The organism is Mycobacterium sp. IS-1742 (assembly GCF_001500125.1).
In the GTDB taxonomy this organism is placed as follows: domain Bacteria; phylum Actinomycetota; class Actinomycetes; order Mycobacteriales; family Mycobacteriaceae; genus Mycobacterium.
The window spans coordinates 110,934-136,141 of record NZ_LQIV01000043.1 but is presented as its reverse complement, the minus strand read 5'-3'; the positions used below and the strand labels follow the sequence as shown (position 1 = coordinate 136,141).

Sequence of the window (25,208 nt, the reverse complement as noted above, 5' to 3'; positions counted from 1 at the left end):
TGCCGCGACCGATAGTCTTTCCAGCCATGGCCAGCACCCGTAGCGAGCGACATTTCGACGGCGTCGGCGGGGTACGGATCGTCTACGACACCTGGACGCCCGACGTGCCCGCGCGCGGCGTGGTCGTGCTCTCCCACGGCTACGCCGAACACGCCCGCCGCTACGACCACGTCGCCCAGCGATTCGGCGACGCCGGGCTCGTCGTCTACGCCCTCGACCACCGCGGCCACGGCCGCTCCGGCGGCAAGCGCGTCTACCTCCGCGACATCTCCGAGTACACCAGCGACTTCCACACCCTCGTCGGTATCGCGGCCCGTGAGCACCCGGACCTGCCCCGCGTCGTCCTCGGACACAGCATGGGCGGTGGCGTGGTGTTCGCCTACGGCGCCGAGCACCCGGGCGACTACGCGGCGATGGTGCTGTCCGGGCCCGCGGTCTACGCGCAGTCGGCGGTCAAGCCGTGGCTGGTGACCGTCGCGAAGCTGCTCGGCCGGGTCGCCCCCGGGGTGCCGGTCGAGGAACTCGACGCCGACGCGGTGTCCCGCGATCCGGAGGTGGTGGCCGCCTACAAGGCCGATCCGCTCGTGCACCACGGCAAGCTGCCCGCAGGCGTCGCGCGCGGACTGTTCACCGTGGGCGAGACCATGCCGCAGCGTGCGGGCGCGGTGACCGCACCGCTGCTGGTCGTGCACGGCGAGAAGGACCGACTGATCCCGGTCGAGGGGAGCCACCGGCTGGTCGAGTGCGTGGGCGCCCGGGACGTGCACCTGAAGGTGTACCCGGACCTGTTCCATGAGGTGTTCAACGAACCGGAGCAGGCGCTGGTTCTCGACGACGTCACCTCGTGGATCGAGGTACGCCTGTGAAACGTGTTGTCCGGCAGTTTGTTTGGTGCGTAGCGGCGGTGCTGCTGGTGGCCGGGTGCGGCTCGGGTGGCGGGGACGGCAACGCGGCTCCGGCAGGGCAGACGACTGCGACCGGCTGGACCGACGACGAGGTCGCCTTCACCGCCGACGGCCTGACCATCCACGGCACGTACCGCCACGGGGCCGCCCCCGGCCCCGCCGCGCTGCTGATCTCCGAGAGCGGGCAGACCGACCGCAACGGCGACAACGCGGTGGCGGGCGCGATAGGCAACATGCGCCAGCTCGCCGAACTGCTCTCCGAACGCGACGTCGCCAGCCTGCGCTACGACAAAGTGGGCACCGGACGGACCGGCCTGGGACCGTACGCCACCAGGCCCGCCGACGTCGGCACCGCCGTCTACACCGCGGGCGCGGCCGCCGGGCTGCGGTTCCTCGCCGACCAGCCGGACACCGCACGCGACCGGATCTCGATCTACGCGCTCGGCGAAGGGACCGTCCACGCCATGTCGCTGGCCGCAGCAGGTAAACCGAAGGTCCACTCGCTGGCGCTGCTGCAGCCGCTGGCCGCCCGCTACCTCGACATCATCACCGAACGGGTGCGCGGCGAGGCCGACCCGACGGTCCTGCAGAACTGGCTGGCCGCGGTCGAGGAGATCCGCAGCAGGGGCACCGTGCCGGCGCAACTGCCCGAAGGCCTCGGCGCGATCGTCAACCCCGGGAACATCAAGGCCGTCATCGAGGCCGACAAGGTGGATCCGCTCGCGCTGGCCGCGAAGGTGCCCGCGGGTACGCCGGTGCTGCTGACGTGTTCGAACTCCGACGGGCAGGCCAAGTGCGATGCGCTGCGGCCGTTGACCGACGCGCTGCGGCACACCGCGTTGACCGTCGTCGAACTCGACGGGGTCAACCACGTGCTGCGCGACGATCCGACCGACAACGTCGCGAACTACGCTCAACAGGGTCCACTTTCTCCACAGGTGGTGGAGGCGCTGGACAGGTTCGTCACCGAGTGATGTCGGGTGAGTCGCTTAGGTTCGTGGCATGAGGGACAAGCAAGAAGCGCAGCGGATTGCGCATGAGTGACGACAAGATGCTGGCGCGCATCGCGGCCCTGCTGCGCCAGGCCGAGGGCACCGACAACGTGCACGAGGCCGAAGCGTTCATGGCCGCCGCGCAGCGCCTGGCCACCGCGACGTCGATCGACCTCGCGGTGGCGCGTTCACACACCGATCAGCGCACCAAGGCGCAGATGCCCGTGCAGCGCACCATCACGATCGGCGCGGCGGGCACCCGCGGCCTCCGGACGTATGTGCAGTTGTTCGTGGTCATCGCCGCCGCGAACGACGTCAAATGCGACGTCGCGTCCAACTCGACCTTCGTGCACGCCTACGGTTTCGCCGAGGACATCGACGCCAGTCACGCGCTGTACGCCGGCCTGGTGACGCAGATGGTCAAGGCGTCGGAGGCCTACATCGCCTCGGGCGCGCACCGGCCCACCCCGACCATCACGGCGCGGCTGAACTTCCAGTTGGCGTTCGGCGCGCGGATCGGTCTGCGGCTCGGCGAGGCCCGCGAGGAGGCGCTGGCCGCCGCGGCCAAGCAGGAGAACAGCCGGCCGGGCACCGCAATCGCGCTGCGGGACAAGGACCTCGAGCTCAAGGACTTCTACCGGGAGGCGTCGCAGGCGCGTGGCACCTGGCGCGCGACGAGTGCGACGGCCGGGTACTCGTCGGCGGCGCGGCGCGCCGGGGACCGCGCCGGGCGGCGGGCGCGGCTGGGTCCGAACCCGGAACTGGCCGGTGCCCGCCCGGCGCTGGAGACGTGACCGGCCGCGACACCCAACGCGCGAAGGTCTACGGCGCGGAGCAGTTCGTCCGGACGCTGTTCGACCGGGCGGCCGAGCGCGGCAACCGGGTGGTCGAGTTCTTCGGCACCCAGCTGACGCTGCCGCCCGAGGCGCGCTTCGGGTCGGTGGCCTCGGTGCAGGCCTACGTCGACCGCGTCCTCGCCCACCCGCGGATCCGGCACGACTGGCCCGGGGCCGGTCCGCTCACGGTGCGGGCCCGCCGGGGCGTGACGGCCGCGCACTACGAGGTCGCCGACGGCAGGGCCGTCATCGCCGTCCCCGAGCGGCAGACCACCTGGGCGCTGCGCGAACTGGTCGTCCTGCACGAGATCACCCACCATCTGTCCCGCGCGGAACCCGCGCACGGCCCCGCGTTCGCGTCCACGTTGTGCGAGGTCGCCGAGGCCGTGATGGGCCCGGAGGTGGCCCACGTCCTGCGGGTGGTGTACGCCCAGGAGGGGGTCCGGCTGGGTGGGCCTTCCACGGGCTAACGTGTGCGGCGTGAGCGAGCCCAATCCGCAGGTGGTCGACCAGCTCTTCGACCGTGTGCTGCACACCGAGGACGAGGCGCTGATCGCGGCCAGGGAGTCGGCCGCGGCGGCGGGGATGCCGCAGATCGAGGTGTCCGCGCAGCACGGCAGGCTGTTGTCGATCCTCGCCGCCGTCACCGGTGCGCGTCAGGTGCTGGAGATCGGCACCCTCGCCGGCTACAGCACGATCAACCTGGCCCGTGGCGCCGGGCCGGACGGGCACGTCGTCACCCTCGAGTTCGACCCCCGCCACGCCGAGGTGGCCCGGGCCAACCTGGCCCGCGCGGGTGTCGCCGACCGGGTCGAGGTGCTGGTCGGGGCGGCGCTCGACACCCTGCCGACCCTGCAGCACGGCGCGCCGTTCGACCTGGTGTTCATCGACGCCGACAAGGAGAACAACGTCGCCTACGTCGAGTGGGCGATCAAGCTCGGCAGGCCGGGCACGGTGATCGTCGTCGACAACGTCACCCGCATGGGCCGGATCTACGACCCGGCGCCCGACGACCTGCAGGCTCAAGCCGTGCGCGAGATGCTCGAGATGATGGGTGGCCACCCGAGGTTGAGCACCGCGGCGATCCAGACCGTCGGCGCCAAGAACTGGGACGGTTTCGCGGTCGCCGTCGTGACCTAGCCGCGAATCTGGGTATCACAGCGGCATGGGGATCTGTTTCCGAAACGGCATGCTGACCGTCGACCGGGTGGTCCACGCCTCGCCGGCGGCGGTGTGGTCGGTGCTCGTCGACCTCGACGCCTGGCCGAAGTGGGGCCCGACCGTGGCGGGCGCCGAACTGCTCGACGGCACCGAACTCGGCCTCGGCGAACGCGGGAAGGTCTACACGCCGGTGGGTATCCCGCTGCCGTTCACGATCACCGAATTCGAGCCGGTCCGACGCTGGGCGTGGCAGGTCGCGGGCGTACCCGCCACCGCACACGGCGTCGAACCGACCGAAGCAGGCACCCGCCTGTACATGAGCGCACCCGTGTGGGCGGGCGCCTATCTGCCGGTGCTGGCCGTCGCGCTGCAACGCATCGACCGGATGGTCAGCGTCGGCTGACGCCGAAAGTACGGTTGTTGCACTGCTTACGCGAGTAACCGGGTCAACAACCGTACTGTCGGTGCAACCGAAGGCCTAGCCGCAGACCGCGCCGACCGCCGCCGACCCGACCAGCTTCGTGTATTTGGCCAGCACGCCGGTGGTGTACACCGGGGGCAACGGCTCGAAACCGGCCTTGCGAGAGGCGAATTCGTCCTCGTCGACCAGTAGGTCCAGGGTGCCGTTGGCGACGTCGAGCCGGATCCGGTCGCCGTCGCGCACGAACGCGATGGGTCCGCCGTCGACCGCCTCCGGCGCGATGTGGCCGACGCACAGACCGGTCGTACCGCCGGAGAACCGGCCGTCGGTCATCAGCAGCACGTCCTTGCCCAGACCCGCGCCCTTGATCGCACCGGTGATGGCCAGCATCTCGCGCATCCCCGGCCCGCCCTTGGGGCCTTCGTAGCGGATGACGACGACGTCGCCGTGCGTGATCGTGCCGTCCTCGAGCGCATCGAGCGCGGCCCGCTCCCGCTCGAAAACCCGTGCGGTGCCCTCGAACACGTCGGAGTCGAAGCCCGCTGACTTCACGACCGCGCCCTCCGGCGCCAGCGATCCGTGCAGGATCGTGATGCCGCCGGTGGGGTGGATGGGGTTGTTCATCGCGCGCAGCACCTTGCCGTCGGGGTCCGGCGGCTCGATGTGGGCGAGGTTCTCGGCCATGGTCTGGCCGGTGACGGTCAGGCAGTCGCCGTGCAGCAGACCGGCGTCCAGCAGCGCCTTCATCACCACCGGCACGCCGCCGATCTCGTCGACGTGCTTCATGACGTGACGCCCGAACGGTTTGACGTCCGCGAGGTGCGGCACCCTCTGCCCCACCCGCGTGAAGTCCTCCAGCGAGAGCTTGACGTTGGCCTCCCACGCGATGGCCAGCAGATGCAGCACGGCGTTGGTGGATCCGCCGAACGCCATGACGACGGCGATCGCGTTCTCGAACGCCTCCTTGGTGAGGATGTCGCGGGCGGTGATGCCGCGGCGCAGCATCTCGACGACCGCCTCACCCGACCGGCGCGCATACTCGTCGCGCCGCTTGTCGATGGCCACCGGAGATGCACTGCCCGGCAACGACATACCGAGCGCCTCAGCCGCTGACGCCATGGTGTTGGCGGTGTACATCCCGCCGCATGCGCCTTCACCGGGACAGATCGCGCGCTCGATGATGTCGACGTCCTCGCGCGACATCAGCCCGCGGGCACACGCCCCGACCGCCTCGAAGGCGTCGATGATCGTGACTTCCTTCTCGGAGCCGTCGGTGAGCTTGGCCACGCCCGGCATGATCGAGCCGTTGTACAGGAACACCGAGGCCAGATCGAGCCTGGCGGCGGCCATCAGCATGCCGGGGATCGACTTGTCGCAGCCGGCCAGCAGCACCGTGCCGTCGAGGCGCTCGGCCTGCACGACGGTCTCGACGCTGTCGGCGATCACCTCGCGCGAGACCAGCGAGAAGTGCATACCCTCGTGGCCCATCGAGATGCCGTCGGACACCGAGATGGTGCCGAACTCGAGTGGGTAGCCGCCGCCGGAGTGGACGCCGCCCTTGACCGCCTGCGCCAACCGCTGCAGCGACATGTTGCACGGCGTGATCTCGTTCCACGACGAGCCCACCCCGATCTGCGGCTTGACCCAGTCGTCGTCGCCCATGCCGACCGCGCGGAGCATCCCGCGGGCGGCGGTCTTCTCGAGACCGTCGGTGACGTCGCGGCTGCGGGGTTTGATGTCGGGCTCCGCCGGACGCGGGGCTCCGGTCTCTGAACTTCCTGAGGGCATCTATCGATTATGCCTCCGGCGTTTCACCCGGCCAAACCAATTCTGATACCCCCTTGGGGTATGCGGGTAGGGTGGTGTCATGACGTCACGAACCCTCCGGCCGCTCGCCCTGTTCGCCGCGCCCCTCGTTGCCCTGTTCCTGTCCTCGTGTACCAGCACCGAACCGCAGCAGGCGGACGGCCACACCGACCACGGTCAGCACTCCGAGGCCGGCCACGACCAGGCCGCAGGCCACGACCAAGGGCCCCACAACGCCGACGACGTCACCTTCGCTCGGGACATGATGCCGCACCACGAGCAGGCGCTGCAGCTGGTCGACCTGGCGCGGGACCGCTCCAGCGACCCGGCGCTGCTCGAACTCGCCTCGGCGATCGCCGCCGCGCAGGGGCCCGAGATGGACCAGCTGGCGGGGATGCTGCGCAGCTGGGGCCAGGACCCCGAGGCCGGAATGCACCACGGCGGCCACGGCATGACGATGCCCGGCATGGTCGACGACGCCACCATGAAGCGGCTCGAGTCGCTGCGCGGCGCCGAGTTCGACACACTGTGGCTGGAATCGATGATCAGCCACCACCAGGGTGCCGTGGAGATGGCCAAGGCCGAGATCGCCAACGGCGACAACGCCGACGCCAAGTCGATGGCCGAGCACATCGTCGAGACCCAACAGGCCGAGATCGCCCAGATGAAGCAGATGCTGGAGGGTTAGCGATGTCCACAGGTGATCCCGACGACGTTGCGGTGCACGGCTATTCGGCGCAGAAAGCGAACTACGCCAAACGGCTCCGCCGCATCGAGGGGCAGGTCCGCGGCATCGCCAAGATGATCGAGGACGACAAGTACTGCATCGACGTCCTCACCCAGATCAGCGCTGTCAACAGTGCGCTGCAGTCCGTCGCGCTGGGCCTGCTCGACGAGCATCTCGGCCACTGCGTCAGCCAGGCCGTGGCCGAGGGCGGTGAACAGGCCGACGCCAAACTCGCCGAGGCGAGCGCGGCGATCGCGCGGCTCGTGCGGTCCTGACACACTGCTGAGGTGACCGATGTCGTCGATGTCGTCGTGCTGCCCGCCACCGTCGAGCACCTGACCGCGCTGCGCAGCGACAGGACGGCATTCGGTGAACTCCTCGGATGCGCCGTGCCCGACGGCTGGCCGGAGTTCCCGGAGGCGATCGAATTCACGCTCGGGAAGCTGACCGACCATCCGCACGAGGCGGGGTGGTGGATGCACTTCTTCCTCGCCGACGGGGGCTCGCTGCTGGTCGGGTCGGGGGGCTTCGTCGGGCCACCGCGCAACGGTGTGGTCGAGATCGGTTACGAGATCGCCCCGGAGTTCCGCAACCGCGGCTACGCCACCGCCGCCGCCAGGGCGATGATCGGCAAGGCGATGTCCGCGACGGGCCGGCTGAGAACCGTCGTGGCCCACACCCGGGCGCACGAGAACCCGTCGACGGGGGTGCTGCGCCGGCTCGGCTTCCAGCGGGTCGCCGAGGTCGAGGATCCCGACGAGGGACCGGTGTGGCGCTGGGAGGTCGCCGTGCCGGCCGGAGTGCGATGACGGTCGATTGACCCGGGCGTGGACGCCGCGGGTCGCCCGGCAGCTCACGGTGCTGGCGGCGGCCGCGTTCGTGTACGTGACCGCGGAGGTCCTGCCGATCGGCGCGCTGCCGGCGATCGCCGCCGACCTGCGTGTCAGCGAGGCCTTGGTCGGCACTTTGCTCGCCGGATACGCGCTGATCGCCGCGGTGGCGACGATGCCGCTGGTGCGGCTGACCGCGTCGTGGCCGCGGCGGCGCACGCTGCTGCTGACACTGGTGTGCCTGACCGGATCGCAGGCCGTCTGCGCGCTCGCCCCGAACTTCGCGGTGCTCGCCTCGGGCCGGGTGCTGTGCGCGCTGACCCACGGCCTGATGTGGTCGGTCATCGCCCCGATCGGGGTGCGCCTGGTGCCGGCCGGCCACGCCGCCCGCGCCACCACCGCGGTCTACGCCGGTACCGGACTGGCCCTGGTCGTGGGCAATCCGCTCACCGCGGCGATGAGCCAGCTGTGGGGGTGGCGGACGGCGGTCGTCGTCGTCACCGCCGCCGCCGCGACGGTCACGATCGGGGCTTGGCGGGCGCTGCCGCCGATGCGGTCAGAGGCGAGCGTTGCCGGCAGGAGAATCCCGAGGCCCCGCAACCCCCGGCTGACCACCCTGGCGGTGCTGACGTTGCTGGGCGTGACCGGGCACTTCCTGGCGTACACGTTCGTCCTCGTCGTCATCCAGGACGTGGTGGGCGTGCCCGGCGCGCGCTCGGCTTGGCTGCTGGCCGCGTTCGGGACCGCCGGCCTGATCGGGATGGCGGCGCTGGCCCGGCCGGGGGACCGCAGGCCGCACCTGGCGGTGGTCGGCTGTCTCGGGGTGATGGTGGTGGCCTTCGGCGTGCTGACCGCCCTGGCGTTCGGGCACCACAGCGGGCGGCTCCTCCTCGTTGTGGGCGCGGTCGCGGTCGTGGCCTGGGGTGCGGCGTCGACGGCGGTACCGCCGATGTTGCAGGCGGCGGTCATGCGGACAGCTCCGGAGAACCCCGACGGGGCGTCCGGGGTGTACGTGGCGGCGTTTCAGGTCGGCATCGTCGCAGGCGCCCTCGGCGGCGGCCTGCTCTACGAGTGGGCCGGTGCGGGCCCGGTGCTGGCCGGTTCCACCGCCGTCACCGCGGTGGTGCTGGCCTGCGCGGTGGGCCGGTCCGACCTTTTCAGGAGCCCTGCGGCGGCCCGGAGCCGGTGATCGTGAACCCCGACCGGGGGTGGCGGGCCCGCGTCCTGTGCGACACTGGACCTTGATCTGTGACTGGAGGTATCGGATGCCGCAGCGGACTGTGCGGAAGCTGACCACCGCGATCTTCGCGGCCGGATTGTTCGGAGGCCTGGTGCTGAGCGCCGCGCCTGCGCTGGCGCAACCGGCGCCGCCACACCCACCGCCGCCGGCACCGGTCGATCCGATCGCCCCGCCGCCGGCGCCGGCCAACCCGTTCGCGTTCCCGGCGCCCGCCGCGGCGGACCCCTACGCGGCCACCGCGCAGCCGCTGCCGATTCCCGAGGGCACCCCGGCCGGCCAGAACCCGACCCCCTACGTCGGCAAGCCGGTGTTCGCGCCGCCGACGTTCAACCCGGTCAACGGGTCGATCGCCGGCGCGGCCAAACCGATCTACATCGACTTCCAGCGCCCGATCGCCAACCGGGCCCTGGCCGAACAGGCCATCCACATCTCGTCGAACCCGCCGGTGCCGGGCCGCTTCTACTGGACCAGTGACACCCAGGTGCGCTGGCGCCCGCAGGACTTCTGGCCGGCCGGCACGGTGGTGAACATCGACGCCTCAGGCACCAAGTCGAGCTTCACCGTCCCCGAACAACTGGTCGCCACCATCGACAACAAGTCGTTGCAGATGGAGATCCACCGCAACGGCGAGCTGGTGAAGACCTTCCCCGTCTCGATGGGCAAGAAGGGCTACGACACCAAGAACGGCACCTACTACGTGTTGGAGAAATTCGCCGACATCGTGATGGACTCCTCCACCTACGGCGTGCCGGTCGACGACCCGTCCGGTGAGGGCTACAAGCTCAAGGTCCAGGACGCCGTGCGCATCGACAACAGCGGAGTCTTCGTGCACAGCGCGCCGTGGTCGGTGGGCTCCCAGGGCGAGAGCAACGTCAGCCACGGCTGCATCAACCTCAGCCCGGCCAACGCGCAGTGGTTCTTCGACAACTTCGGCAGCGGCGACGCGGTCGTGATCAAGAACTCGACCGGCATCTACAACCAGCCCGACGGTGCGTCGGACTGGCAGATGTTCTGACCTGACTCCCGTTCGGCGCCGCCCGCGCGGCACCCCGTGTCAGGATGAGGTCGGCCGGCCGTCGCACCGGCGGCCGGCCTTCTGCCGAGGGTTAGCCGATGCCGGGTGCCGACAAGGCCACAGCACGCACGGTCGCGGTGATCGTGCTGATCCTGCTCGCCGGGGTCGCCCTGCGGGGCGCACTGCCCGGCGCTGACGAACCCGCCGCTGACGAACCCGCCGACGGCGGTCCGGCACCGCTGGTCGCCGTCCTGGTGATGCTCGGTCTGTCGATGGCGGTCATCGCGATCTCGGTGCTCAGTCAGGCACGCCACCCCGTCGCGCGCCCGGGCGGCGCGGGCGAGCTGCCCCGCGACCGCGGTGGCGAGGGCAGGCGGTTCACGTGGCGGATGGCGCTCGTGATGGTCGGCGCCCTGCTGCTGTGGCTGTTGGTGGTGCTGACGCTGATGCGGATCAGCGGCTGGCTGGACGTGACGGTCGACCCACCGGACGCGCCGCCGCCCGATTCGGAGCCGGCGACCGGATCCGGGGGGGCCGAGCCTCCACCGCCCCCTCCCGAGGTGCCGGACTCCACCGCCGTGTTGGGCTACTTCGCCGCCGCGACAGCGCTTTTCGTCGTGCTGTCGGTGGTCGGCGCGATGGCGGGCCGCAGTGCGCGGCGCCGTCCCGCCGCGGAGGTGTCCGCCGCGGTCGACGACGACGCACCGGTGGTCAGTGGGACACAGTCACTGGCGCGCGCGGCCGAGCGCGGGCTGATCGAGATCGGTGATCTCAGCCGCGAACCGCGGGAGGCGATCATCGCCTGCTATGCGGCGATGGAGCGCGAACTGGGCAAGTCACCGGGCGCCGTGCCCCAGGACTCCGACACCCCCACCGAGGTGCTGGCCCGCGCCGTCGACCGCCGCCTGCTGCACGGGGAGAGCGCCGCCGAACTCGTCGACCTGTTCGAGGAAGCCCGGTTCAGCACCCACGTGATGGGGGAGGACCACCGCGATGCCGCGGTCCGGGTGCTGCGGCTGGTGCTGCGCGAACTGCAGGACGCGGCGTGACCCGCGCCGTCGCCGCCGCGCTGGTCCTGCTCCTCGTCGTGGAGATCTACGCCGTCGCGCGGCTCGACCGCGACGACGTGCTGACGGTCTCGGGTGTCGCGCTGGCCGGTGCGCTGGTCGCCGCGCGTTTCGCGTTGGCGGGCGACGACACCCGGGCGCCGACCGCCACCGACGCCGACGAGCGCGGTGCGGCACTGCGCCGGTGGGTGGACCGGACCGAGACCATGGTCGGCTGGGCGGAGGCCAGCCGCGCGGACTGGGACCGACGGCTGCGCCCGATGCTGGCACGCCAGTTCGAGCTGGCCACCGGTCAACGAAAAGCACGCGACGTCAAGGCCTTTCACGCGACGGGCCAGATGCTGTTCGGCGCCGAGCTGTGGCAGTGGGTGGATCCGGAGAACGTCTCCCGCACCGGGGCACACGAACCCGGTCCGGGCCGGGAGGCGCTCGACGAGATCCTGCGACGACTGGAACGGGTGTGACAGGGGAGCCATGAACATGCCGGCAGCGACAACCACGGCCAACTGCGAGGCCGTCCTCGACGAGATCGGGGCGGTGGTCGTCGGCAAGCGCCGCGCGCTGGCGCTGATCCTGACCGCCGTGCTGGCCCGCGGCCACATCCTGATCGAGGATCTGCCCGGGCTGGGCAAGACGTTGATCGCCCGGTCCTTCGCCGCCGCGCTCGGCCTGCAGTTCACCCGCGTGCAGTTCACCCCGGACCTGCTGCCCGCCGACCTGCTCGGCTCCACCATCTACGACATGCATTCCGGCCGTTTCGAATTCCGGAAAGGGCCGATCTTCACCAACCTGCTGCTCGCCGACGAGATCAACCGGACGCCGCCGAAGACCCAGGCCGCCCTGCTCGAGGCGATGGCCGAACGCCAGGTCAGCATCGACGGTGTCACCCACCCGCTGCCCGCGCCGTTCCTGGTTCTGGCCACCGACAACCCGATCGAATACGAGGGCACCTACCCGCTGCCCGAGGCGCAACTGGACCGCTTCGCCGTCCGCCTCGAACTGCGCTACCTGTCCGGGCCCGACGAGGTGACGATGTTGCGGCGCAGGCTCGACCGCGGATCGGCGGAGCCGACGGTGCAGCGCGTGGTCGACGGGTCCGAGCTGCTGGCCATGCAGGAGTCGGTGGAGCAGGTGACGGTGCATGAGGACGTGCTCCAGTACGTCGTGTCGCTGGCCACGGCCTCGCGTCAGCACCCCCAGGTCGCGGTCGGGGTGAGTCCGCGCGCGGAACTCGACCTCGTCCAGCTCGCCCGGGCCCGTGCGTTGCTGGCGGGCCGCGACTTCGTGATCCCCGAGGACGTCAAGTCGCTGGCCGTGCCGGTGCTGGCCCACCGGATCAGCCTGCGCCCGGAGATGTGGGTCCGGCGGGTGCAGGGCGCCGACGTGGTCGAGGAACTGCTGCGCCGCCTGCCGGTGCCGCGCACCGGGAACACCTCGTGAGCGATACCGTCGAACTGCGCTGGCGGGCATCGGCTTTGACGCGGGCGCTGGCGACATGCGCGGCGGTCGGGCTGATGGCGGCACTGTTCGCGGTGCGGTGGGAGCTGGTGGCGTTCGTCGCGCCGCTGCTCGGCGTGCTGTGCTCGATCGGCTGGCAGCCCCGCCCGCCGGAAGTCCGGGTGTCCAGCAGTTCGCCGTTGCAGCGGTGCTTCGAGGGCGAGCCCTCCGCGGTCGAGATCTCGGCGACCGCCGACGACGGCAGCCCCGTCGCGCTGACCCCGTCCACCGTCGACGGGGCGGACCTCACCACCACGGCCGACGGCGCGCGGACGACGGTGACGCTGACGGCCTCGCGGTGGGGCCGTTATCCGGTGCGCGCGCAGGTCCGCGTGGCGGCTCGCGGCGGACTGCTCGAGGGGACGGGGTCCGTCGACGCCGCGCACGTGTGCGTGTTCCCGCTCGCACCACCGCAATCGGTCACCGTCCCCCGCACCGATCTGCTCGACCGGCTGGGCACCCACCTCACCCGCCACCTCGGTCCGGGCGTCGAGTACGCCGACATCCGCGGATACGTACCGGGCGATCAGCTCCGCACGGTGAACTGGCCGGTCAGCGCACGCCGCCGGAATCTGCATGTCACCCAGCGGTTGACCGACCGGTCGGCCGACGTCGTCGTTCTCGCCGACACCTACCCGCAGCCACCGGGACCGGCCACCGCCGCCACCGAGCGGACCGCCCGCGGCGCCGTCCAGGTGGTGCAGAGCGCGCTGCGGTACGGTGACCGCGCCGGACTGGTCACCCTCGGCAGCCGCAACACCCGGTGGCTCGCCGCCGACATCGGCCAGCGGCAGTTCTACCGCATCCTCGACGTCCTGCTGGCGGCGGGCGAATCCGATGCCACCACAGGCTCTCTCGCGCCCCAGGCCGCCGTGCCACCGGGAGCGATCGTGGTGGCGTTCTCCACGATGCTGGAGACCGAGTTCGCGCTCGCGCTGATCGACCTCCGCAAACGGGGACACACCGTGATCGCCGTCGACGTCCTCGAGGGCAGTCCCCTCGAGGGTGAGCGAGATCCGCTGATCGACCGGATGTGGGCGCTGCAGCGCTCCTTCATGTACCGCGACATGGGGACCATCGGCGTGGACGTGGTGTCCTGGCCCGCCGACGCCACCCTTGACCAGGCGATGGCCCTGACCCGCCACCGGCGCACGGGGGTACGACGGTGAAGGCGTTGCCTGCCTTCGTGTTCGGCGTCGTGATGGTGGCGGCGGTGGCGTACCGCGCCGACGGCGCCGCACTCGTCGCCGCGGTGGCGGCCCTGGTCGCGGTGGCCGCTTCGGTGCGGTGGCCGGTGGCAGCGGTCGGCGCGGTGCTGCTCACGGTGTCGGCGGTTGTGCTCGCGCCCAGTGCCCCGATGTCGACCGCGCTGGCCGGACTGGCCGCGGCGGCCTACCTCGTGTTGCGGCACAACGACGGCCGCGCCACCCCGCCGACGATGGTCGCCGCCGTCGGGTTCGCGCTCACCGCCACCGCGGTGGTGGCGCTGCCGGCGTACATCCCGTGGCTACCGCTCGCGGCGCCCGTCGCCCTGCTGGCCGGCTACGTGCTGACCTTGCGGCCCTACCACCGGTGAGCGGCCGGCTAGTTCCAGATGCGGACGCGGCGATCGGGCTCCAGGTACAGCGCATCGCCCTCGTCGACCTCGAACGCCTCGTAGAACGCGTCGATGTTGCGGACGACCCCGTTGCAGCGGAACTCCGGCGGTGAGTGCGGATCGGTGGCGAGTCGCCGGATCGCCTCTGCCGAACGGTATTTCGTGCGCCACACCTGTGCCCAGCCGAAGAACACCCGCTGCACGCCGGTCAGCCCGTCGATCACCGGCGCCGGTTCGCCCTTGAGCGACAGCTCGTAGGCCAGCAGCGCGATCGACAGACCACCGAGGTCGCCGATGTTCTCGCCGACGGTGAACGCGCCGTTGACATGCGCGTCATGGTGGCCGTCGGTGTCGGCCAGCTCGCGCGGCGTGTACTGCTCGTACTGTTCGATCAGCGCCTTGGTGCGGGCGCCGAACTCGGTGCGGTCGGCGTCGGTCCACCAGTCGACCAGGTTGCCGTCCCCGTCGTACTTGGCGCCCTGATCGTCGAAACCGTGCCCGATCTCGTGGCCGATGACCGCACCGATGCCGCCGTAGTTGGCGGCGTCGTCGGCGTCCGCGTCGAAGAACGGCGGCTGCAGAATGGCTGCGGGGAAGACGATCTCGTTCATCCCGGGGTTGTAGTAGGCGTTGACCGTCTGCGGTGTCATGAACCACTCGTCGCGGTCCACCGGGCCACCGAGCTTCTGCACCTCACGGTCGGAGGCCAGCTGGTAGCCGCGCAGGTAGTTGCCGTAGAGGTCGTCGCGGCGGATGACCAGCTGCGAGTAGTCCTTCCAGCGGGCCGGGTAGCCGATCTTCGGGGTGAACTTGTCCAGCTTGGCGAGTGCCTTCTCGCGGGTCTCGGGCGTCATCCACTCGAGCCGGTTGATGCTCACCCGGTAGGCCTCGCGCAGGTTGGCGACCAGCTCGTCCATGCGCGCCTTGGCATTCGGCGGGAAGTGGCGCTGTACGTAGAGCTTGCCGAGCGCCTCGCCCATCAGGTTCTCCACCACCGAGACCCCGCGCTTCCACCGGTCGCGGATCTGTTCGGTGCCCGACAGCAGGCGTCCGTAGAACGCGAAGTCCTCGGCCACCAGTTCGTCGGTGAGCAGGAAGGCGCGGGCATGGACGAGGCGCCACCGCGCCCACTGCTTCCAGTCCTCGAGCGGTTCACTCGACCAGGCCGCGGCGAATTCGGTGAGATAGTCGGGTTGGCGCACCACGACCTCGGCCACGGCCTCCGGGCGTTCCGGCGTGGACGCGCCCAGCGCCGTCAGCCAGCCGCCCCAGTCGAAGCCGGGCGCCTCGGCCGACAGATCGGCGAACGTGCGCAGGTTGTAGGTCAGGTCGGCGTCGCGGCGTTTGACCACATCCCAGTGCGCGGCGGCCAGCTTGCGCTCCAACGCCACGACGCGCTCCGCCGCCTCGGCGTGGTCCTGGGTGGCGTCGCCGCCGTAGACCAGGGAGAACATCGCCGCGATGTGCCGCGGGTAGGCGGCGAGGATCTCGGCGTGCTGCTCGTCGCGGAAATACGACTCGTCGGGCAACCCGATCCCGGATTGGCTGAAGTGCAACAGGTAGCGGGTCGAGTTCTTGGAGTCGGTGTCGACGTACACCCCGGCGCCACCGCCGACGCCGGTGCGCTGCAGGCCGCCCAGGACCGCCGCGAGCGCGTCGGGGCTGTCGGCGGCGTCGACGAGCGCGAGTTCGTCGAGCAGGGGCTGGACACCGATCCGCGCCACCGTCGCCTCGTCGAGGAAGCTGGCGTACAGGTCGCCGATGCGCTGTTCGTCGGTGCCCTCGTCGGCGTTCGACTCCGCCGCCTCGGTGATCAGATCGCGGATCTGCTCCTCGGCGCGGTCGTAGAGCGTGCGGAACGCGCCGTCGGCGGCCCGGTCGGCCGGGATCTCGTACTCGGCCAGCCAGCGGCCGTTGACGTGCCCGAACAGGTCGTCCTGCGCGCGGGCCGCGGTGTCGAGGTAACTGAGGTCGATGCCTGATCTGATCGCTTCTACCGTCACCCCCACATGCTGCCAGAAACGCACCGGTACCCTCACGGCCATGCCCGACGAGCTCACCGACGAGCGTGCCGACGTGGCCGAATCCGCCGATGACCGGGTGTTCACCGGATTCGGTGTCGCCTCGGCCGTGCTGGCCGCCCTCTCGGTGGCCGCGGTGGTGCTGGCCGCGATGATCTGGTCGGGGCACCGCGAGGACTCCGCGGAACGCGCCTACCAGACCCGCGTGCTGCAGGCCGCCGCCGACTGGACCAGCGTGCTGGTCAACATGAACAAGGACACCGTCGACGCCAGCATGCAGCGGCTGCACGAGAACACCATCGGCGATCTGAACGCCGACTTCGACTCCGCGGTGGAGCCGTACCGTCAGCTCGTGCAGCGGCTGCAGACCCGCACGACCGGTCAGGTCGACTCGGTCTCGATCGAATCGCTGCACCACCCGGCGCCCGGTCCCGACGGCGGGCCCGCGCTCGCGCCCCCGCCGGATCCGCAGCTGTCCGCGTTCGCCTCCCGCACCGACACCGTTCTGGTGGTCGCGACGTCGATCAGCGAGAACGTCGGCAACAAGGAGCCGCAGACCGTGCGCTGGACCCTGCGCGTCGACGTCTCCGACGTCGACGGGAAGCTGATGATCTCCCGGCTGGAGCCGATCCGATGAGGAACCGGTTGCGCGTCCTGGTCTTCGACGTCCTGGTGCCCGTCGCCGCGATCGCGGGGCTGCTGTACATCGGGCTCACCCTCGGCTGGCCGCTGTGGTGGGTGTCGGTGTGTTCGGTGCTGTGCCTGCTGATCGTGCAGGCCGTGATCGTCAATGTCGTGCTGGCGCGGCGCGACGGCGTCACCGTCGGCACCGACGACGACGGGCCCGGTCTGCGGTTGGCGGTGATGGGTCTGGCGACGGTCGCGGTGGTGGCCGCCGTCGCTCTGGGCTACCAGCGCTGGACGGTGCCCGACCGCGCGTTCACCGCGGACAGCGCCGAGGTGGTGCGCATCGCCAGCAGCGTCTCGGAGGCGACCGCGACGTTCTCGCCGCAGAGCCCGACCGCCTCCATCGACCGCGCGGCGGCGCAGATGGTGCCCGAGCGGGCCCAGGCGTTCAAGGACGAGTTCGCCGGGGTGGCCAAGGAGCTGACGAGCAAGAACGTCTCCGCCCAGGCCAGCACGGTGTCGGCGGGAGTGGAGGCGATCGGCCCGCAGGTCGCGAGCGTGGCGGTGGTGCTGCGCGGAACCCAGAGCGTTCCGGGTCAGCCGGTGGACAACGCGGTGCTCGCGCTACGGGTCACGCTGTCCAAGACCGACGGGCGCTGGATGGTCGACGACGTCACGCCGATCCACGCCCGGTGATTTCGGTGTAGTTGGTCGCGCTCAGCGCAACGAACCACACCGAAATCCCTAGAGCAGGCGGGCGTAGTCGACCTTGAGGCAGCGGTCCATCACGACCTGAAGACCCGCGGCGACGCCGTCGCGCGCGACGTCCTCGTCCCACAGGCCCTGCTGCAGCCACAGCGTCTTCGCCCCGACCGCGATGGTCTCGCGCAGCACCCCGGGCAGTTCGCTGCTGCGCCGGAACACGTCGACCATGTCGGGCACGACGGGGAGATCGGCCAATGACGGATACACCGGCGTCCCGTCGATCTCGCTGACCGTCGGGTTCACCAGGTACAGCTCGAAGTGGCTGGCCGAGCGCAGGTAGTCCCACACCCCGTAGCTCGGGCGCATCGGATTCGCCGACGCGCCCACCACCGCGACCGTGCGGGTCTCGCGCATGATGCGCCGCAGGTCGTCGTGCTCCGGTTCGATCCACTCAGCGGTTTCGCTCATACCTCGAGCATTCCCTGTCACCGCCGCCGCGACGCACGCCTCAGCGCGGGTTGTTGGCGCGCTGCGCGCGGATCTTGGCGAACCGCTCCGACAGCCGGCCCATCCGGATCATCAACGAGGCCGACGGGCTGACCTCACCGTCGATGTAGCTCTGGAACTCGTCGACCGCGACACCGATGCGCGACGCGAATTCCGGAGCGCCGAGTCCCGACCGGTTGAGCAGCAGCTGCACATGGTGGCCGACCTCGGCGCGCTCGGCGGCCGCCATCTGCTCACGGGTCCGCACCAGCACCTCCGCCAGCGCCTTGGACACCCCGTAGGGCTTCGCCTTGTCGAGGACCTCCTCGACCTGGCGTGCGGTGCGGCCGTACGGATCCCGCTTGATCGCGGTGACGATCCGCTGCCACACCGTGAGGTCGTCGGTCTCGAGGGCGTCGCGGATGGCCGCCGTGGACCAGAACTCCACCGGCCTGTCGTCGATCGACGCGCGCCGGGACGCCGCCGTGAGCGGACGGGTCTCGTCGGAAGCAGCGTCGCGGCGGGTCCCCCGCGCGTCGCTCGTCAACGTCACCTCGCCTCCTCGAGCATTGCCACGGCCACCGACAGGCATCGCTGCCGCACCAGTGCCCAGTCGGACTCCGCGTCCGGGTCCGAGATCGCGGCGTCGTGCTCATCGGACGGCTGCGGATCGGCCAGGCGGCGCACCAGCTGGGTGGCCACCCACTGCTTTTTCGGCTGCTGCCCACAGTAATACCGGTCCATTCCGGACAGCACGATTGCGGCGGTCTGCGTTTCCATCGACTCCACCAGATCGGCGAATTCCGCGTAGTCGCGGCTGCTGTTGCGGCACATGATGAGGTAGCTCTTCAGGCGCAGGGTCTCCGCGCCCGTCGGGATCTGCAGCCGGTCGCCGGTCGGCAGCTGCACGTTCGTGGTCTCCACCGGGCCGCGCCGCTCCACCGGCGCCCGCTCGGTGTCCGCCTCGGTCTCCAGCGCGTCGAGCGCCACCGACAGCCGCCCGCGCCACAGCGTGACGGGGTGCACCGGCAGCGTCGTGCGCACGGTCGACCCGTTGCCGTCGGGGTGGCCGTTTCGGCCGCGGCGCCCCGGGGTGCGCAACCGGACCGTCTGGTCGCCGCCGTTGCGGGCCACCACCCGCTGTTTGATCGGCTGGCAGCCGCTGAACGCGAGGGGGTCGGCCACGGTGACGGTCTCCGGCGCCAGGTTCTTCATCCGCGCGGCGGACTTCACCATGCCCCGCAGGTCGGCGCCGGACGGGCCGAGCGCGGAGATGTCGTCGGGGATGATGACCAGATCGTCGATCTGCACCTTGGGCAGCGGCTTCTCGAAGTCCACCGAGGGCAGCAGCCGGTCCAGCCATCTGGGCAGCCACCAGTTCCACCGGTCGAACATCGCCATCAGCGCGGGCACGAGGATCAACCGCACGATCGTGGCGTCGACGGCGATCGCCACCGCGCACGCCACGCCCAGCTGGGCGACGAGCGGCATACCGGCGAACGCGAAACCGATGAACACCGCGATCATGATCAGCGCCGCGCTGGTGATGGTGCGGGCGCTGGTGCTGACGCCGTAGGCCACGGCGTCGCGGGTGTTACCGGTCTGCAGGAAGCGTTCGCGGATGCGGGTCAGCAGGAAGATCTCGTAGTCCATCGACAGGCCGAACGTCATCGCCAGCACCAGCGGGGGAATCGTGCTGTCCAGCGACGGGATCGGCTCGAAGCCCAGCGGTTCGAGCCACCCCCACTGGAACACGGCGACCAGGCTGCCGTAGGCGGCGGCGACCGACAGCACGGTCATCAGCACACCCTTGAGGGCCAGCACCACCGACCGGATCGAGATCAGCAGCATCAGGAACGCGATCAGCGCGACGAACCCGAACACCAGCGTCTGTGTCTGGGAGACCCGGTCGTCGAAGTCCTTGATCAGCGCGGTGGGCCCGCCCACGTCGACGGAGACATTCGGCCCGGCCGTCGAGGGCAGGTTGGCCCGCATCCAGTCGACGGTCTCGCGGGCACCCTTGTCCTCGGGGTCGACGGTCAGCACGGCCGACAGCAGCGCGCTGCGGTAGTCGTCGCCGAACTCCGCAGGCGACACCGTGGCGACGTTGGGCGCCTCGGTCATCTTCGCCCGCACCGCGTCGAGGGTGGGGTCCTTGGCGGCGGCCGATGCGGGGTTGCCGTCGGGGAAGGTGACCAACACCCGCACGGGCCCGAGGGCGCCGGGGCCCAGCGCCTCGGCCGCGGCGTTGACGCCGCCGCGCACCTCGTGGGTGGGCTCGAACTGGCGCTGCATGCTGTTGCCGAGCTCCATCATGAACGCCGGCGCCGCCATGCTGAGCAGGACCACGGTGGCCGCCGTCGCCGCCACCCACGGCCTGCGCATCACCCATCCGGTCCAGCGCGTCCAGAACCGGGACTGGGTGGTGTCGGGACGGCGCGAGAAATGCAGATAGGACGAGCGTTTGGCGGCGGCCCGGCCGAACGTCGCGAGGACCGCGGGGGTGAGCGTCGTCGAGGTGAGGACCGCGACCGCCACCGCGAGGATGGCGCCGGTCGCCATCGACGTCAGCACGGGCGTGTTGATCAGGTAGATGCCGGTGACCGAGGCGATCACGGTCATCCCGGACAGCAGCACCGCCAGCCCCGAGGTCGCCATCGCCGCGTCGGCGGCCTGTTGGGCGTCGCGGCCCGCGCGCAGCTCCTCCCGGAACCGCATCAGGATGAACAGCGAGTAGTCGACGGCCAGCGCGATCCCGAACATCGACACCGTCGAGGCGACGAACACCGACATCGTCGTGATCGTCGACAGCAGATAGACCAGGCCCATCGTCACGGCGACCGTGCACACGCCGAGCAGCAGCGGCATCGCGGCGGCGGCGAACGACCCGAACACGGCGAGCAGCACGATCAACACGATCGGCAGGTTCCACTGTTCGGCCTGGGCGATGTCGGTCTTGATCGCGCCCGACGCCGCCGCGCCGAGCGCGCCTTGGCCGATCACGTACATCTTGACCTTGCCGTCGCGGAACTCGCCGGGTTCCTCGCCGTCGATGCCGACCCTGGTGCGCAGGTCCTTGGCCACGTCGGTGGCGCCGGTGTTGTTGAAGTCCAGCGACAGGGTGATCACGTACGGCCGATCGGGCTGCGGCGCCGGCTGCTGCGGATTGGGCGAGATCTTGACGCTGGGCACCTCGCCCGCGATCTGTTCGAGGTGCGCGACGGCGGCGGTCATGTCGTCGTAGGAGGCGTCGGCGCGGGGCGCGGCCACCAGCGCCAGCGGTGACGCGCCCTGACCGGGGAAGTGGTCCTCGAGTTCGTACTGCACATGCAGCGACTGCGACCCCTCGACCTCGAAACCTCCGCCGGTGAGGTTCGACGAGTGGTTGAGCGCGAGATAGATCGAGGGCAGCAGCAGGAGCACCCAGGCGCCGAAGACCGCCCAGCGGAATCTGCGCAGGGTGCCGCTCAAGCGCATCATGAACTGCTGGATGGTGTCTCCTGAGTACTTTCCCGGCGTTTCGCGGCCTGCTGAGCGAGAGCGTACCGCAGCGTGCGGTAAGGTACCGCGCCCTCAACCCAGCTGCGAGCAAGCTGTGACCAAGCCTTTAACCTGCCCTGATACCGATCTCGCGCGTCGCGTCGCAGGTGTTACACGGGCCGCGGGGGCGGGATCGGCGGCTCGTCGGATTGGCGAGGTCCCTCGGGCGGATGGCAGGATGGCCGTCGGCTGTCCAAGCGTCGGGGGACCTACAGCGATGTCCGGAGACGTCCGGACCTTCTCCAGGAGTGCCATGCCATCGATCAGCCTGCGCCGAACCGCCCTTGCCGCGTTCGCCGTCACCGCCGCGGGCGGTGTCGCCGCCGCCGCGTTGACCATGCCCGCGACACCGGCGACCGCGGCACCGGACCCGTGCGCGGCCAGCCAGGTCGCCAAGACCGTCGCCGCCGTGGCCACCAACACCTCCAATTACCTGGCCGCCAATCCGGAGACCGATCAGGCGCTGACGACCATCGCCCAGCAGCAGGCGGGTCCGGCGTCGCTCGCCTCGCTCAAGGCGTTCCTCGATGCCAACCCGCAGGTCGGGTCGGACATGCAGAAGCTGCAGCAACCGCTGACGAACCTGTCCGGGCGCTGCAAGCTTCCCGTCACCATCCCGCAGGTGCTCGGTCTCATGCAGGCCGCACAGCAGAGCGGCGCGGCCCAGCCCGCCGCGCCTGCCCCGGTGTCGCCGGCGGCGGGATCGCAGGCCGTCGCGACCAGCCAGCGTTGACCTCGGCGACCCAAGATCAGACTTTTTCCCTGCTCTTTACGTTAAGACAGGAAAGTCGGCCCGGATTCTGATTAGCTGTGCTGTGCCGTCAACCATCGTGGTTTCGGCCTCTCAGATCAGATGAAGGAGCATGTCCATGTTGCTTCCTGCCCGTACCGCACGACGTGTGGTAGCTGGTGCGGCCGGCATCGGCGCGATTGCCGGTGCGATGATGTTCGGCGCGGTGCCCGCGATGGCCCAGCCGGCGCCTCCTCCGCCGCTGCCGCCGAACTGCACCGCCGCCGATCTTGCGGGTGTCGCCTCCGGCGTCTCCGCGTCCACGTCGGCGTACCTGTTCACCCACCCGCCGGTGAACGACTTCTTCACCAGCCTCGAGGGCCAGTCGCGTGACCAGATCCGGCCCCAGGTGGAGGAGTACCTGAACGCCAACCCGCAGGTGAAGGCAGATCTGACCGGCATCCGCCAGCCGCTGGTCGACCTGAAGAACCGGTGCGGCACGGCGACTCCGCCCGAAGACGAGATCGACACGCCGTAGTCGGCGTGCGGGCTGAATCCGGGGAGCAGCCCGAACACGCAGCGCAGGACACCCCCGGTCGCACGGTGCTGATGGTCGACGACGACCCCGATGTCCGCACGTCCGTCGCGCGCGGACTGCGGCATTCGGGGTTCGACGTACGCGTCGCCGCGAACGGTAAGGAAGCGCTACGGCTGCTGTCGGCCGAATCGCACGACGCCTTGGTGCTCGACGTGCAGATGCCGGAACTCGACGGTGTGGCCGTGGTGACCGCGTTGCGCGCACTCGGCAACGACATCCCCATCTGCGTGCTGTCGGCGCGCGACACCGTCAACGACCGGATCGCCGGACTCGAGGCGGGCGCCGACGACTACCTCACCAAACCGTTCGACCTCGGCGAGTTGGTGGCCCGGCTGCATGCGCTGCTGCGCCGGGCCCACCACTCCGACCGTCCGTCGGACACCATGACGGTCGGGCCGTTGACCATCGACACCGCCCGCCGCCTGGTGTTCGTCGACGGGGAACGGGTCGATCTGACCAAACGCGAGTTCGACCTGCTCGCGGTGCTCGCCGAGAACAACGGCGTGGTGCTGTCGCGTCAGCGGCTGCTCGAGCTGGTGTGGGGTTACGACTTCGACGTCGACACCAACGTCGCCGACGTGTTCATCTCCTATCTGCGGCGCAAGCTCGAGCGCGACGGTCTGCCGCGGGTGATCCACACCGTCCGCGGGATCGGGTACGTGCTGCGGGACGAGCCCTGACGCCGTGTGGTTGCCCCGCGTCCTCCGTTCGACCTCGCTGCGCACCAGGGTCGCCGTGGCGTCCGCGGCCGCCGCGTCGGCCGTCGTGGCGGCGTTCACGATCCTGACCTCCGTGGTGCTGGCCAACAACGACGCCGCCCAGCTCGACCGCCGGCTCGACTCGATCGTCGACGCGAGCATGTACCCCGAGCAGCTGCAGGACCCCCGGCGCGGCGTGCTGACCACGGGGCGTGACCGGTCGACCGGGCAGGTGGTGTTCCAGCGCGGGTTCCAGCTGCCGAAGCTTCCGCCGGGCACCGAATCCGTCCAGGTCAACGGCGTGGAGTACCGGGTTCGCACCCTCGTCGTCGAGCAGGAGGGCGGCGTGCTGGTGTCGATCGGCATCCGCGCCGACAGCATCCTGCTCAGCCGTGGCCGCATCCCCGAGTACGTGCTGGTGGGTCTGGTGACGGTGCTCATCGCCGGCGGCCTGGGTTGGCTATTGGCCGGCCCCGCGATCCGCCCGTTGCGCAAACTCACCGAGCAGACCTCGATGCTGAGCACCGGCACCGACGAGATGCCCGAGGTGCGGGGCGCCCGGGAGGCCGAGGAACTGTCCGAGGCGATGTCGGCCATGCTGCGCCGGCTGGCCGCCGCCCAGCAGGCCACGACGAACTCACTGCAGGCGGCCCAGGACTTCGCCGCGAACGCCGCCCACGAGCTGCGGACGCCGCTCACCGCGATGCGCGCCGATCTGGACACGCTGCGGATCCACGACCTGCCCGACGACGAACGCGACGAGGTGGTCGCCGACCTGTCCCGCGCGCAGCGCCGGGTCGAGGCGATCATCACCGCCCTGGGACAGCTGGCGTCCGGTCAGCTGGCCCAGGCCGCGGACCGGGAGCAGATCGACATCACCGACACCCTCGACCGCGTCGCGCGGGAGAACATGCGCTCGGCCCCGCAGGTCGAGATCCTGGTCGACGCCGAGGATCTCGGCACGGTGTGGGGGTTCCCGGACGGGCTGCGTCTGGCCGTCGACAACCTGGTGCGCAATGCGATCACCCACGGCGGCGCCGGGCGCGTGGTGCTCACCGCGCGGCGTACCAACGGGTGGCTGACCATCGTCGTCGACGACGACGGACGGGGCCTGCCCGCCGAGGAACACCAGACGGTGCTCGGCCGATTCCGGCGGGGTAGCACCGCGGCACCCGGCGGATCTGGCCTGGGCCTCGCGCTCGTCGCGCAGCAGGCCGAATTGCACGGCGGCACAATCGAGTTGGAGGACAGCCCACTCGGCGGGTTACGCGCCACGCTGACGGTGTCCACCTCGCCCGAGGGTGTGGACCCTCAGCTGCGTTGAATCTGCCTGCGCCGCAACGCCATTGCCACGCCTCGCCAGCCGAGCAGCAGCAGCGCGGTGACCAGTGACGCCACGATGATGAAACTGACCGCGACGCCTTGACCGCTCAGCTTGCGCAGCACCATGCCGACCACGATCGTGCACACCCACACGATCACGCCGGTCGGAGCGAGCGAGAGCGGCTGTCGCCAGGCCCGGGCGGCCAGCCATCCGACGGCGGTGCCCGCCACGAACGGCCACGAGGTCTCGGCGATGCCCGCGACCGTCAGTCCCTCGGCGTGGCTGCGCCGCCCGATCGTGCAGAACACCACGACGCTGACCAGATCGGCCGACAGGGCGAGTGCGGTGGTGCGGCGGTCAACGGTCGGCATGGGTGTTCACGTTC

Annotated in this window: 28 protein-coding genes; 22 read left to right on the top strand and 6 right to left on the bottom strand. The window is 70.6% G+C overall.

Annotated elements, in window-relative coordinates; translation table 11 throughout:
* Positions 1 to 26 precede the first annotated feature (26 nt).
* The 6 genes from AU196_RS22560 (at position 27) to AU196_RS22535 (ending at position 4,297) form a co-directional block, all read left to right on the top strand.
* Positions 27 to 866: an alpha/beta hydrolase gene (locus AU196_RS22560; RefSeq protein ID WP_059097298.1), complete on the top strand. Its 840-nt coding sequence runs from the start codon at positions 27 to 29 to the stop codon at positions 864 to 866.
* Complete coding sequence (locus AU196_RS22555; RefSeq protein ID WP_059097297.1) at positions 863 to 1,879, top strand: alpha/beta fold hydrolase; 1,017 nt, start codon at positions 863 to 865, stop codon at positions 1,877 to 1,879. Before AU196_RS22560 ends, AU196_RS22555 begins: the two co-directional genes overlap by 4 nt.
* 62 nt (positions 1,880 to 1,941) lie before the next feature.
* Positions 1,942 to 2,691, top strand: a complete 750-nt coding sequence (locus AU196_RS22550) for a DUF2786 domain-containing protein (protein ID WP_059097296.1) — start codon at positions 1,942 to 1,944, stop codon at positions 2,689 to 2,691.
* Entirely contained in the window at positions 2,688 to 3,203 is a 516-nt protein-coding gene (locus AU196_RS22545; RefSeq protein WP_059097295.1) for a TIGR04338 family metallohydrolase, read from the top strand. The genes AU196_RS22550 and AU196_RS22545 overlap by 4 nt, the downstream gene beginning before the upstream one ends.
* A 10-nt stretch (positions 3,204 to 3,213) precedes the next feature.
* On the top strand, positions 3,214 to 3,873 hold the full coding sequence (locus AU196_RS22540) for an O-methyltransferase (protein ID WP_059097396.1): 660 nt from the start codon (positions 3,214 to 3,216) through the stop codon (positions 3,871 to 3,873).
* Between the two features lie 25 nt (positions 3,874 to 3,898).
* Positions 3,899 to 4,297, top strand: coding sequence for an SRPBCC family protein (locus tag AU196_RS22535; protein ID WP_059097294.1), 399 nt, complete (start codon positions 3,899 to 3,901; stop codon positions 4,295 to 4,297).
* A gap of 75 nt (positions 4,298 to 4,372) precedes the next feature.
* Here the strand turns inward: AU196_RS22535 and ilvD are convergent, their stop codons facing one another.
* Entirely contained in the window at positions 4,373 to 6,103 is a 1,731-nt protein-coding gene (gene ilvD, locus AU196_RS22530) for a dihydroxy-acid dehydratase (RefSeq protein ID WP_059097293.1), read from the bottom strand.
* A 79-nt stretch (positions 6,104 to 6,182) separates the two neighbouring features.
* Here ilvD and AU196_RS22525 point away from each other — a divergent pair, with 79 nt between their 5' ends.
* The 10 genes from AU196_RS22525 to AU196_RS22480 all read left to right on the top strand — a co-directional run bounded on the left by AU196_RS22525 (position 6,183) and on the right by AU196_RS22480 (position 14,073).
* A complete protein-coding gene (locus tag AU196_RS22525) occupies positions 6,183 to 6,809 on the top strand; it encodes a DUF305 domain-containing protein (RefSeq protein WP_059097292.1) in 627 nt (208 codons plus the stop codon).
* Between the two features lie 2 nt (positions 6,810 to 6,811).
* Positions 6,812 to 7,123: a copper-sensing transcriptional repressor RicR gene (gene ricR / locus AU196_RS22520; RefSeq protein WP_059097291.1), complete on the top strand. Its 312-nt coding sequence runs from the start codon at positions 6,812 to 6,814 to the stop codon at positions 7,121 to 7,123.
* 12 nt (positions 7,124 to 7,135) lie between these two features.
* Positions 7,136 to 7,657, top strand: coding sequence for a GNAT family N-acetyltransferase (locus tag AU196_RS22515; RefSeq protein ID WP_231737681.1), 522 nt, complete (start codon positions 7,136 to 7,138; stop codon positions 7,655 to 7,657).
* 7 nt (positions 7,658 to 7,664) lie between these two features.
* On the top strand, positions 7,665 to 8,867 hold the full coding sequence (locus tag AU196_RS22510) for an MFS transporter (RefSeq protein WP_059097290.1): 1,203 nt from the start codon (positions 7,665 to 7,667) through the stop codon (positions 8,865 to 8,867).
* 76 nt (positions 8,868 to 8,943) lie between these two features.
* Positions 8,944 to 9,933, top strand: coding sequence for a L,D-transpeptidase (locus tag AU196_RS22505; protein ID WP_059097289.1), 990 nt, complete (start codon positions 8,944 to 8,946; stop codon positions 9,931 to 9,933).
* Between the two features lie 98 nt (positions 9,934 to 10,031).
* Positions 10,032 to 10,982: a DUF4129 domain-containing protein gene (locus tag AU196_RS22500; RefSeq protein ID WP_059097288.1), complete on the top strand. Its 951-nt coding sequence runs from the start codon at positions 10,032 to 10,034 to the stop codon at positions 10,980 to 10,982.
* On the top strand, positions 10,979 to 11,464 hold the full coding sequence (locus tag AU196_RS22495) for a hypothetical protein (RefSeq protein WP_059097287.1): 486 nt from the start codon (positions 10,979 to 10,981) through the stop codon (positions 11,462 to 11,464). The genes AU196_RS22500 and AU196_RS22495 overlap by 4 nt, the downstream gene beginning before the upstream one ends.
* A gap of 10 nt (positions 11,465 to 11,474) precedes the next feature.
* Positions 11,475 to 12,440, top strand: a complete 966-nt coding sequence (locus AU196_RS22490) for an AAA family ATPase (protein WP_059097286.1) — start codon at positions 11,475 to 11,477, stop codon at positions 12,438 to 12,440.
* Positions 12,437 to 13,666: a DUF58 domain-containing protein gene (locus AU196_RS22485; RefSeq protein WP_059097285.1), complete on the top strand. Its 1,230-nt coding sequence runs from the start codon at positions 12,437 to 12,439 to the stop codon at positions 13,664 to 13,666. The genes AU196_RS22490 and AU196_RS22485 overlap by 4 nt, the downstream gene beginning before the upstream one ends.
* Positions 13,663 to 14,073: a hypothetical protein gene (locus AU196_RS22480; protein WP_059097284.1), complete on the top strand. Its 411-nt coding sequence runs from the start codon at positions 13,663 to 13,665 to the stop codon at positions 14,071 to 14,073. Before AU196_RS22485 ends, AU196_RS22480 begins: the two co-directional genes overlap by 4 nt.
* An 8-nt stretch (positions 14,074 to 14,081) precedes the next feature.
* Here the strand turns inward: AU196_RS22480 and AU196_RS22475 are convergent, their stop codons facing one another.
* Positions 14,082 to 16,139, bottom strand: a complete 2,058-nt coding sequence (locus tag AU196_RS22475) for a M13 family metallopeptidase (RefSeq protein ID WP_197415873.1) — start codon at positions 16,137 to 16,139, stop codon at positions 14,082 to 14,084.
* Between AU196_RS22475 and AU196_RS22470 the strand changes: the two genes are divergently transcribed.
* On the top strand, positions 16,138 to 16,752 hold the full coding sequence (locus tag AU196_RS22470) for a hypothetical protein (protein ID WP_059097283.1): 615 nt from the start codon (positions 16,138 to 16,140) through the stop codon (positions 16,750 to 16,752). The two genes, AU196_RS22475 and AU196_RS22470, sit on opposite strands and share 2 nt — an antisense overlap.
* Complete coding sequence (locus AU196_RS22465) at positions 16,749 to 17,438, top strand: hypothetical protein (protein WP_059097282.1); 690 nt, start codon at positions 16,749 to 16,751, stop codon at positions 17,436 to 17,438. The genes AU196_RS22470 and AU196_RS22465 overlap by 4 nt, the downstream gene beginning before the upstream one ends.
* 48 nt (positions 17,439 to 17,486) lie before the next feature.
* On the opposite strand, the gene AU196_RS22460 is transcribed toward AU196_RS22465, so the two are convergent.
* From AU196_RS22460 to AU196_RS22450, 3 genes are read right to left on the bottom strand one after another with little or no spacing between them, the layout of a single operon-like run.
* Positions 17,487 to 17,915: a CoA-binding protein gene (locus AU196_RS22460; RefSeq protein WP_059097281.1), complete on the bottom strand. Its 429-nt coding sequence runs from the start codon at positions 17,913 to 17,915 to the stop codon at positions 17,487 to 17,489.
* Positions 17,916 to 17,955: 40 nt separating this feature from the next.
* Positions 17,956 to 18,486 (bottom strand): SDR family oxidoreductase, encoded by a 531-nt coding sequence (locus tag AU196_RS22455; RefSeq protein ID WP_059097280.1) that lies wholly within the window; start codon positions 18,484 to 18,486, stop codon positions 17,956 to 17,958.
* Entirely contained in the window at positions 18,483 to 21,413 is a 2,931-nt protein-coding gene (locus tag AU196_RS22450) for an MMPL family transporter (RefSeq protein WP_059097279.1), read from the bottom strand. Before AU196_RS22450 ends, AU196_RS22455 begins: the two co-directional genes overlap by 4 nt.
* Before the next feature lie 313 nt (positions 21,414 to 21,726).
* Between AU196_RS22450 and AU196_RS22445 the strand changes: the two genes are divergently transcribed.
* From AU196_RS22445 to AU196_RS22430, 4 genes are all read left to right on the top strand, one after another.
* Complete coding sequence (locus AU196_RS22445) at positions 21,727 to 22,206, top strand: hemophore (protein WP_059097278.1); 480 nt, start codon at positions 21,727 to 21,729, stop codon at positions 22,204 to 22,206.
* A 136-nt stretch (positions 22,207 to 22,342) separates the two neighbouring features.
* Entirely contained in the window at positions 22,343 to 22,741 is a 399-nt protein-coding gene (locus AU196_RS22440; RefSeq protein ID WP_059097393.1) for a heme-binding protein, read from the top strand.
* Positions 22,742 to 22,746: 5 nt separating this feature from the next.
* Entirely contained in the window at positions 22,747 to 23,481 is a 735-nt protein-coding gene (locus AU196_RS22435; protein ID WP_059097277.1) for a response regulator transcription factor, read from the top strand.
* Between the two features lie 4 nt (positions 23,482 to 23,485).
* The gene (locus tag AU196_RS22430) at positions 23,486 to 24,823 is read left to right on the top strand and encodes a sensor histidine kinase (protein ID WP_059097276.1); all 1,338 of its coding nucleotides are present in this window, start codon (positions 23,486 to 23,488) and stop codon (positions 24,821 to 24,823) included.
* On the opposite strand, the gene AU196_RS22425 is transcribed toward AU196_RS22430, so the two are convergent.
* Positions 24,811 to 25,194: a DUF3054 domain-containing protein gene (locus AU196_RS22425; protein WP_059097275.1), complete on the bottom strand. Its 384-nt coding sequence runs from the start codon at positions 25,192 to 25,194 to the stop codon at positions 24,811 to 24,813. The genes AU196_RS22430 and AU196_RS22425 overlap by 13 nt on opposite strands.
* Positions 25,195 to 25,208: the final 14 nt, after the last annotated feature.

Bases quoted from the DNA above. Each gene is read 5' to 3' on its own strand.
- AU196_RS22475 (WP_197415873.1), bottom strand. From the start codon at position 16,139: ATGGCCGTGAGGGTACCGGTGCGTTTCTGGCAGCATGTGGGGGTGACG.
- ilvD (WP_059097293.1), bottom strand. From the start codon at position 6,103: ATGCCCTCAGGAAGTTCAGAGACCGGAGCCCCGCGTCCGGCGGAGCCC.
- AU196_RS22440 (WP_059097393.1), top strand. From the start codon at position 22,343: ATGTTGCTTCCTGCCCGTACCGCACGACGTGTGGTAGCTGGTGCGGCC.
- AU196_RS22465 (WP_059097282.1), top strand. From the start codon at position 16,749: ATGAGGAACCGGTTGCGCGTCCTGGTCTTCGACGTCCTGGTGCCCGTC.
- AU196_RS22460 (WP_059097281.1), bottom strand. From the start codon at position 17,915: ATGAGCGAAACCGCTGAGTGGATCGAACCGGAGCACGACGACCTGCGG.
- AU196_RS22500 (WP_059097288.1), top strand. From the start codon at position 10,032: ATGCCGGGTGCCGACAAGGCCACAGCACGCACGGTCGCGGTGATCGTG.
- AU196_RS22550 (WP_059097296.1), top strand. From the start codon at position 1,942: ATGAGTGACGACAAGATGCTGGCGCGCATCGCGGCCCTGCTGCGCCAG.
- AU196_RS22470 (WP_059097283.1), top strand. From the start codon at position 16,138: ATGCCCGACGAGCTCACCGACGAGCGTGCCGACGTGGCCGAATCCGCC.
- AU196_RS22525 (WP_059097292.1), top strand. From the start codon at position 6,183: ATGACGTCACGAACCCTCCGGCCGCTCGCCCTGTTCGCCGCGCCCCTC.
- AU196_RS22445 (WP_059097278.1), top strand. From the start codon at position 21,727: ATGCCATCGATCAGCCTGCGCCGAACCGCCCTTGCCGCGTTCGCCGTC.
- AU196_RS22535 (WP_059097294.1), top strand. From the start codon at position 3,899: ATGGGGATCTGTTTCCGAAACGGCATGCTGACCGTCGACCGGGTGGTC.
- AU196_RS22490 (WP_059097286.1), top strand. From the start codon at position 11,475: ATGAACATGCCGGCAGCGACAACCACGGCCAACTGCGAGGCCGTCCTC.
- AU196_RS22425 (WP_059097275.1), bottom strand. From the start codon at position 25,194: ATGCCGACCGTTGACCGCCGCACCACCGCACTCGCCCTGTCGGCCGAT.
- AU196_RS22560 (WP_059097298.1), top strand. From the start codon at position 27: ATGGCCAGCACCCGTAGCGAGCGACATTTCGACGGCGTCGGCGGGGTA.
- AU196_RS22505 (WP_059097289.1), top strand. From the start codon at position 8,944: ATGCCGCAGCGGACTGTGCGGAAGCTGACCACCGCGATCTTCGCGGCC.
- ricR (WP_059097291.1), top strand. From the start codon at position 6,812: ATGTCCACAGGTGATCCCGACGACGTTGCGGTGCACGGCTATTCGGCG.
- AU196_RS22450 (WP_059097279.1), bottom strand. From the start codon at position 21,413: ATGATGCGCTTGAGCGGCACCCTGCGCAGATTCCGCTGGGCGGTCTTC.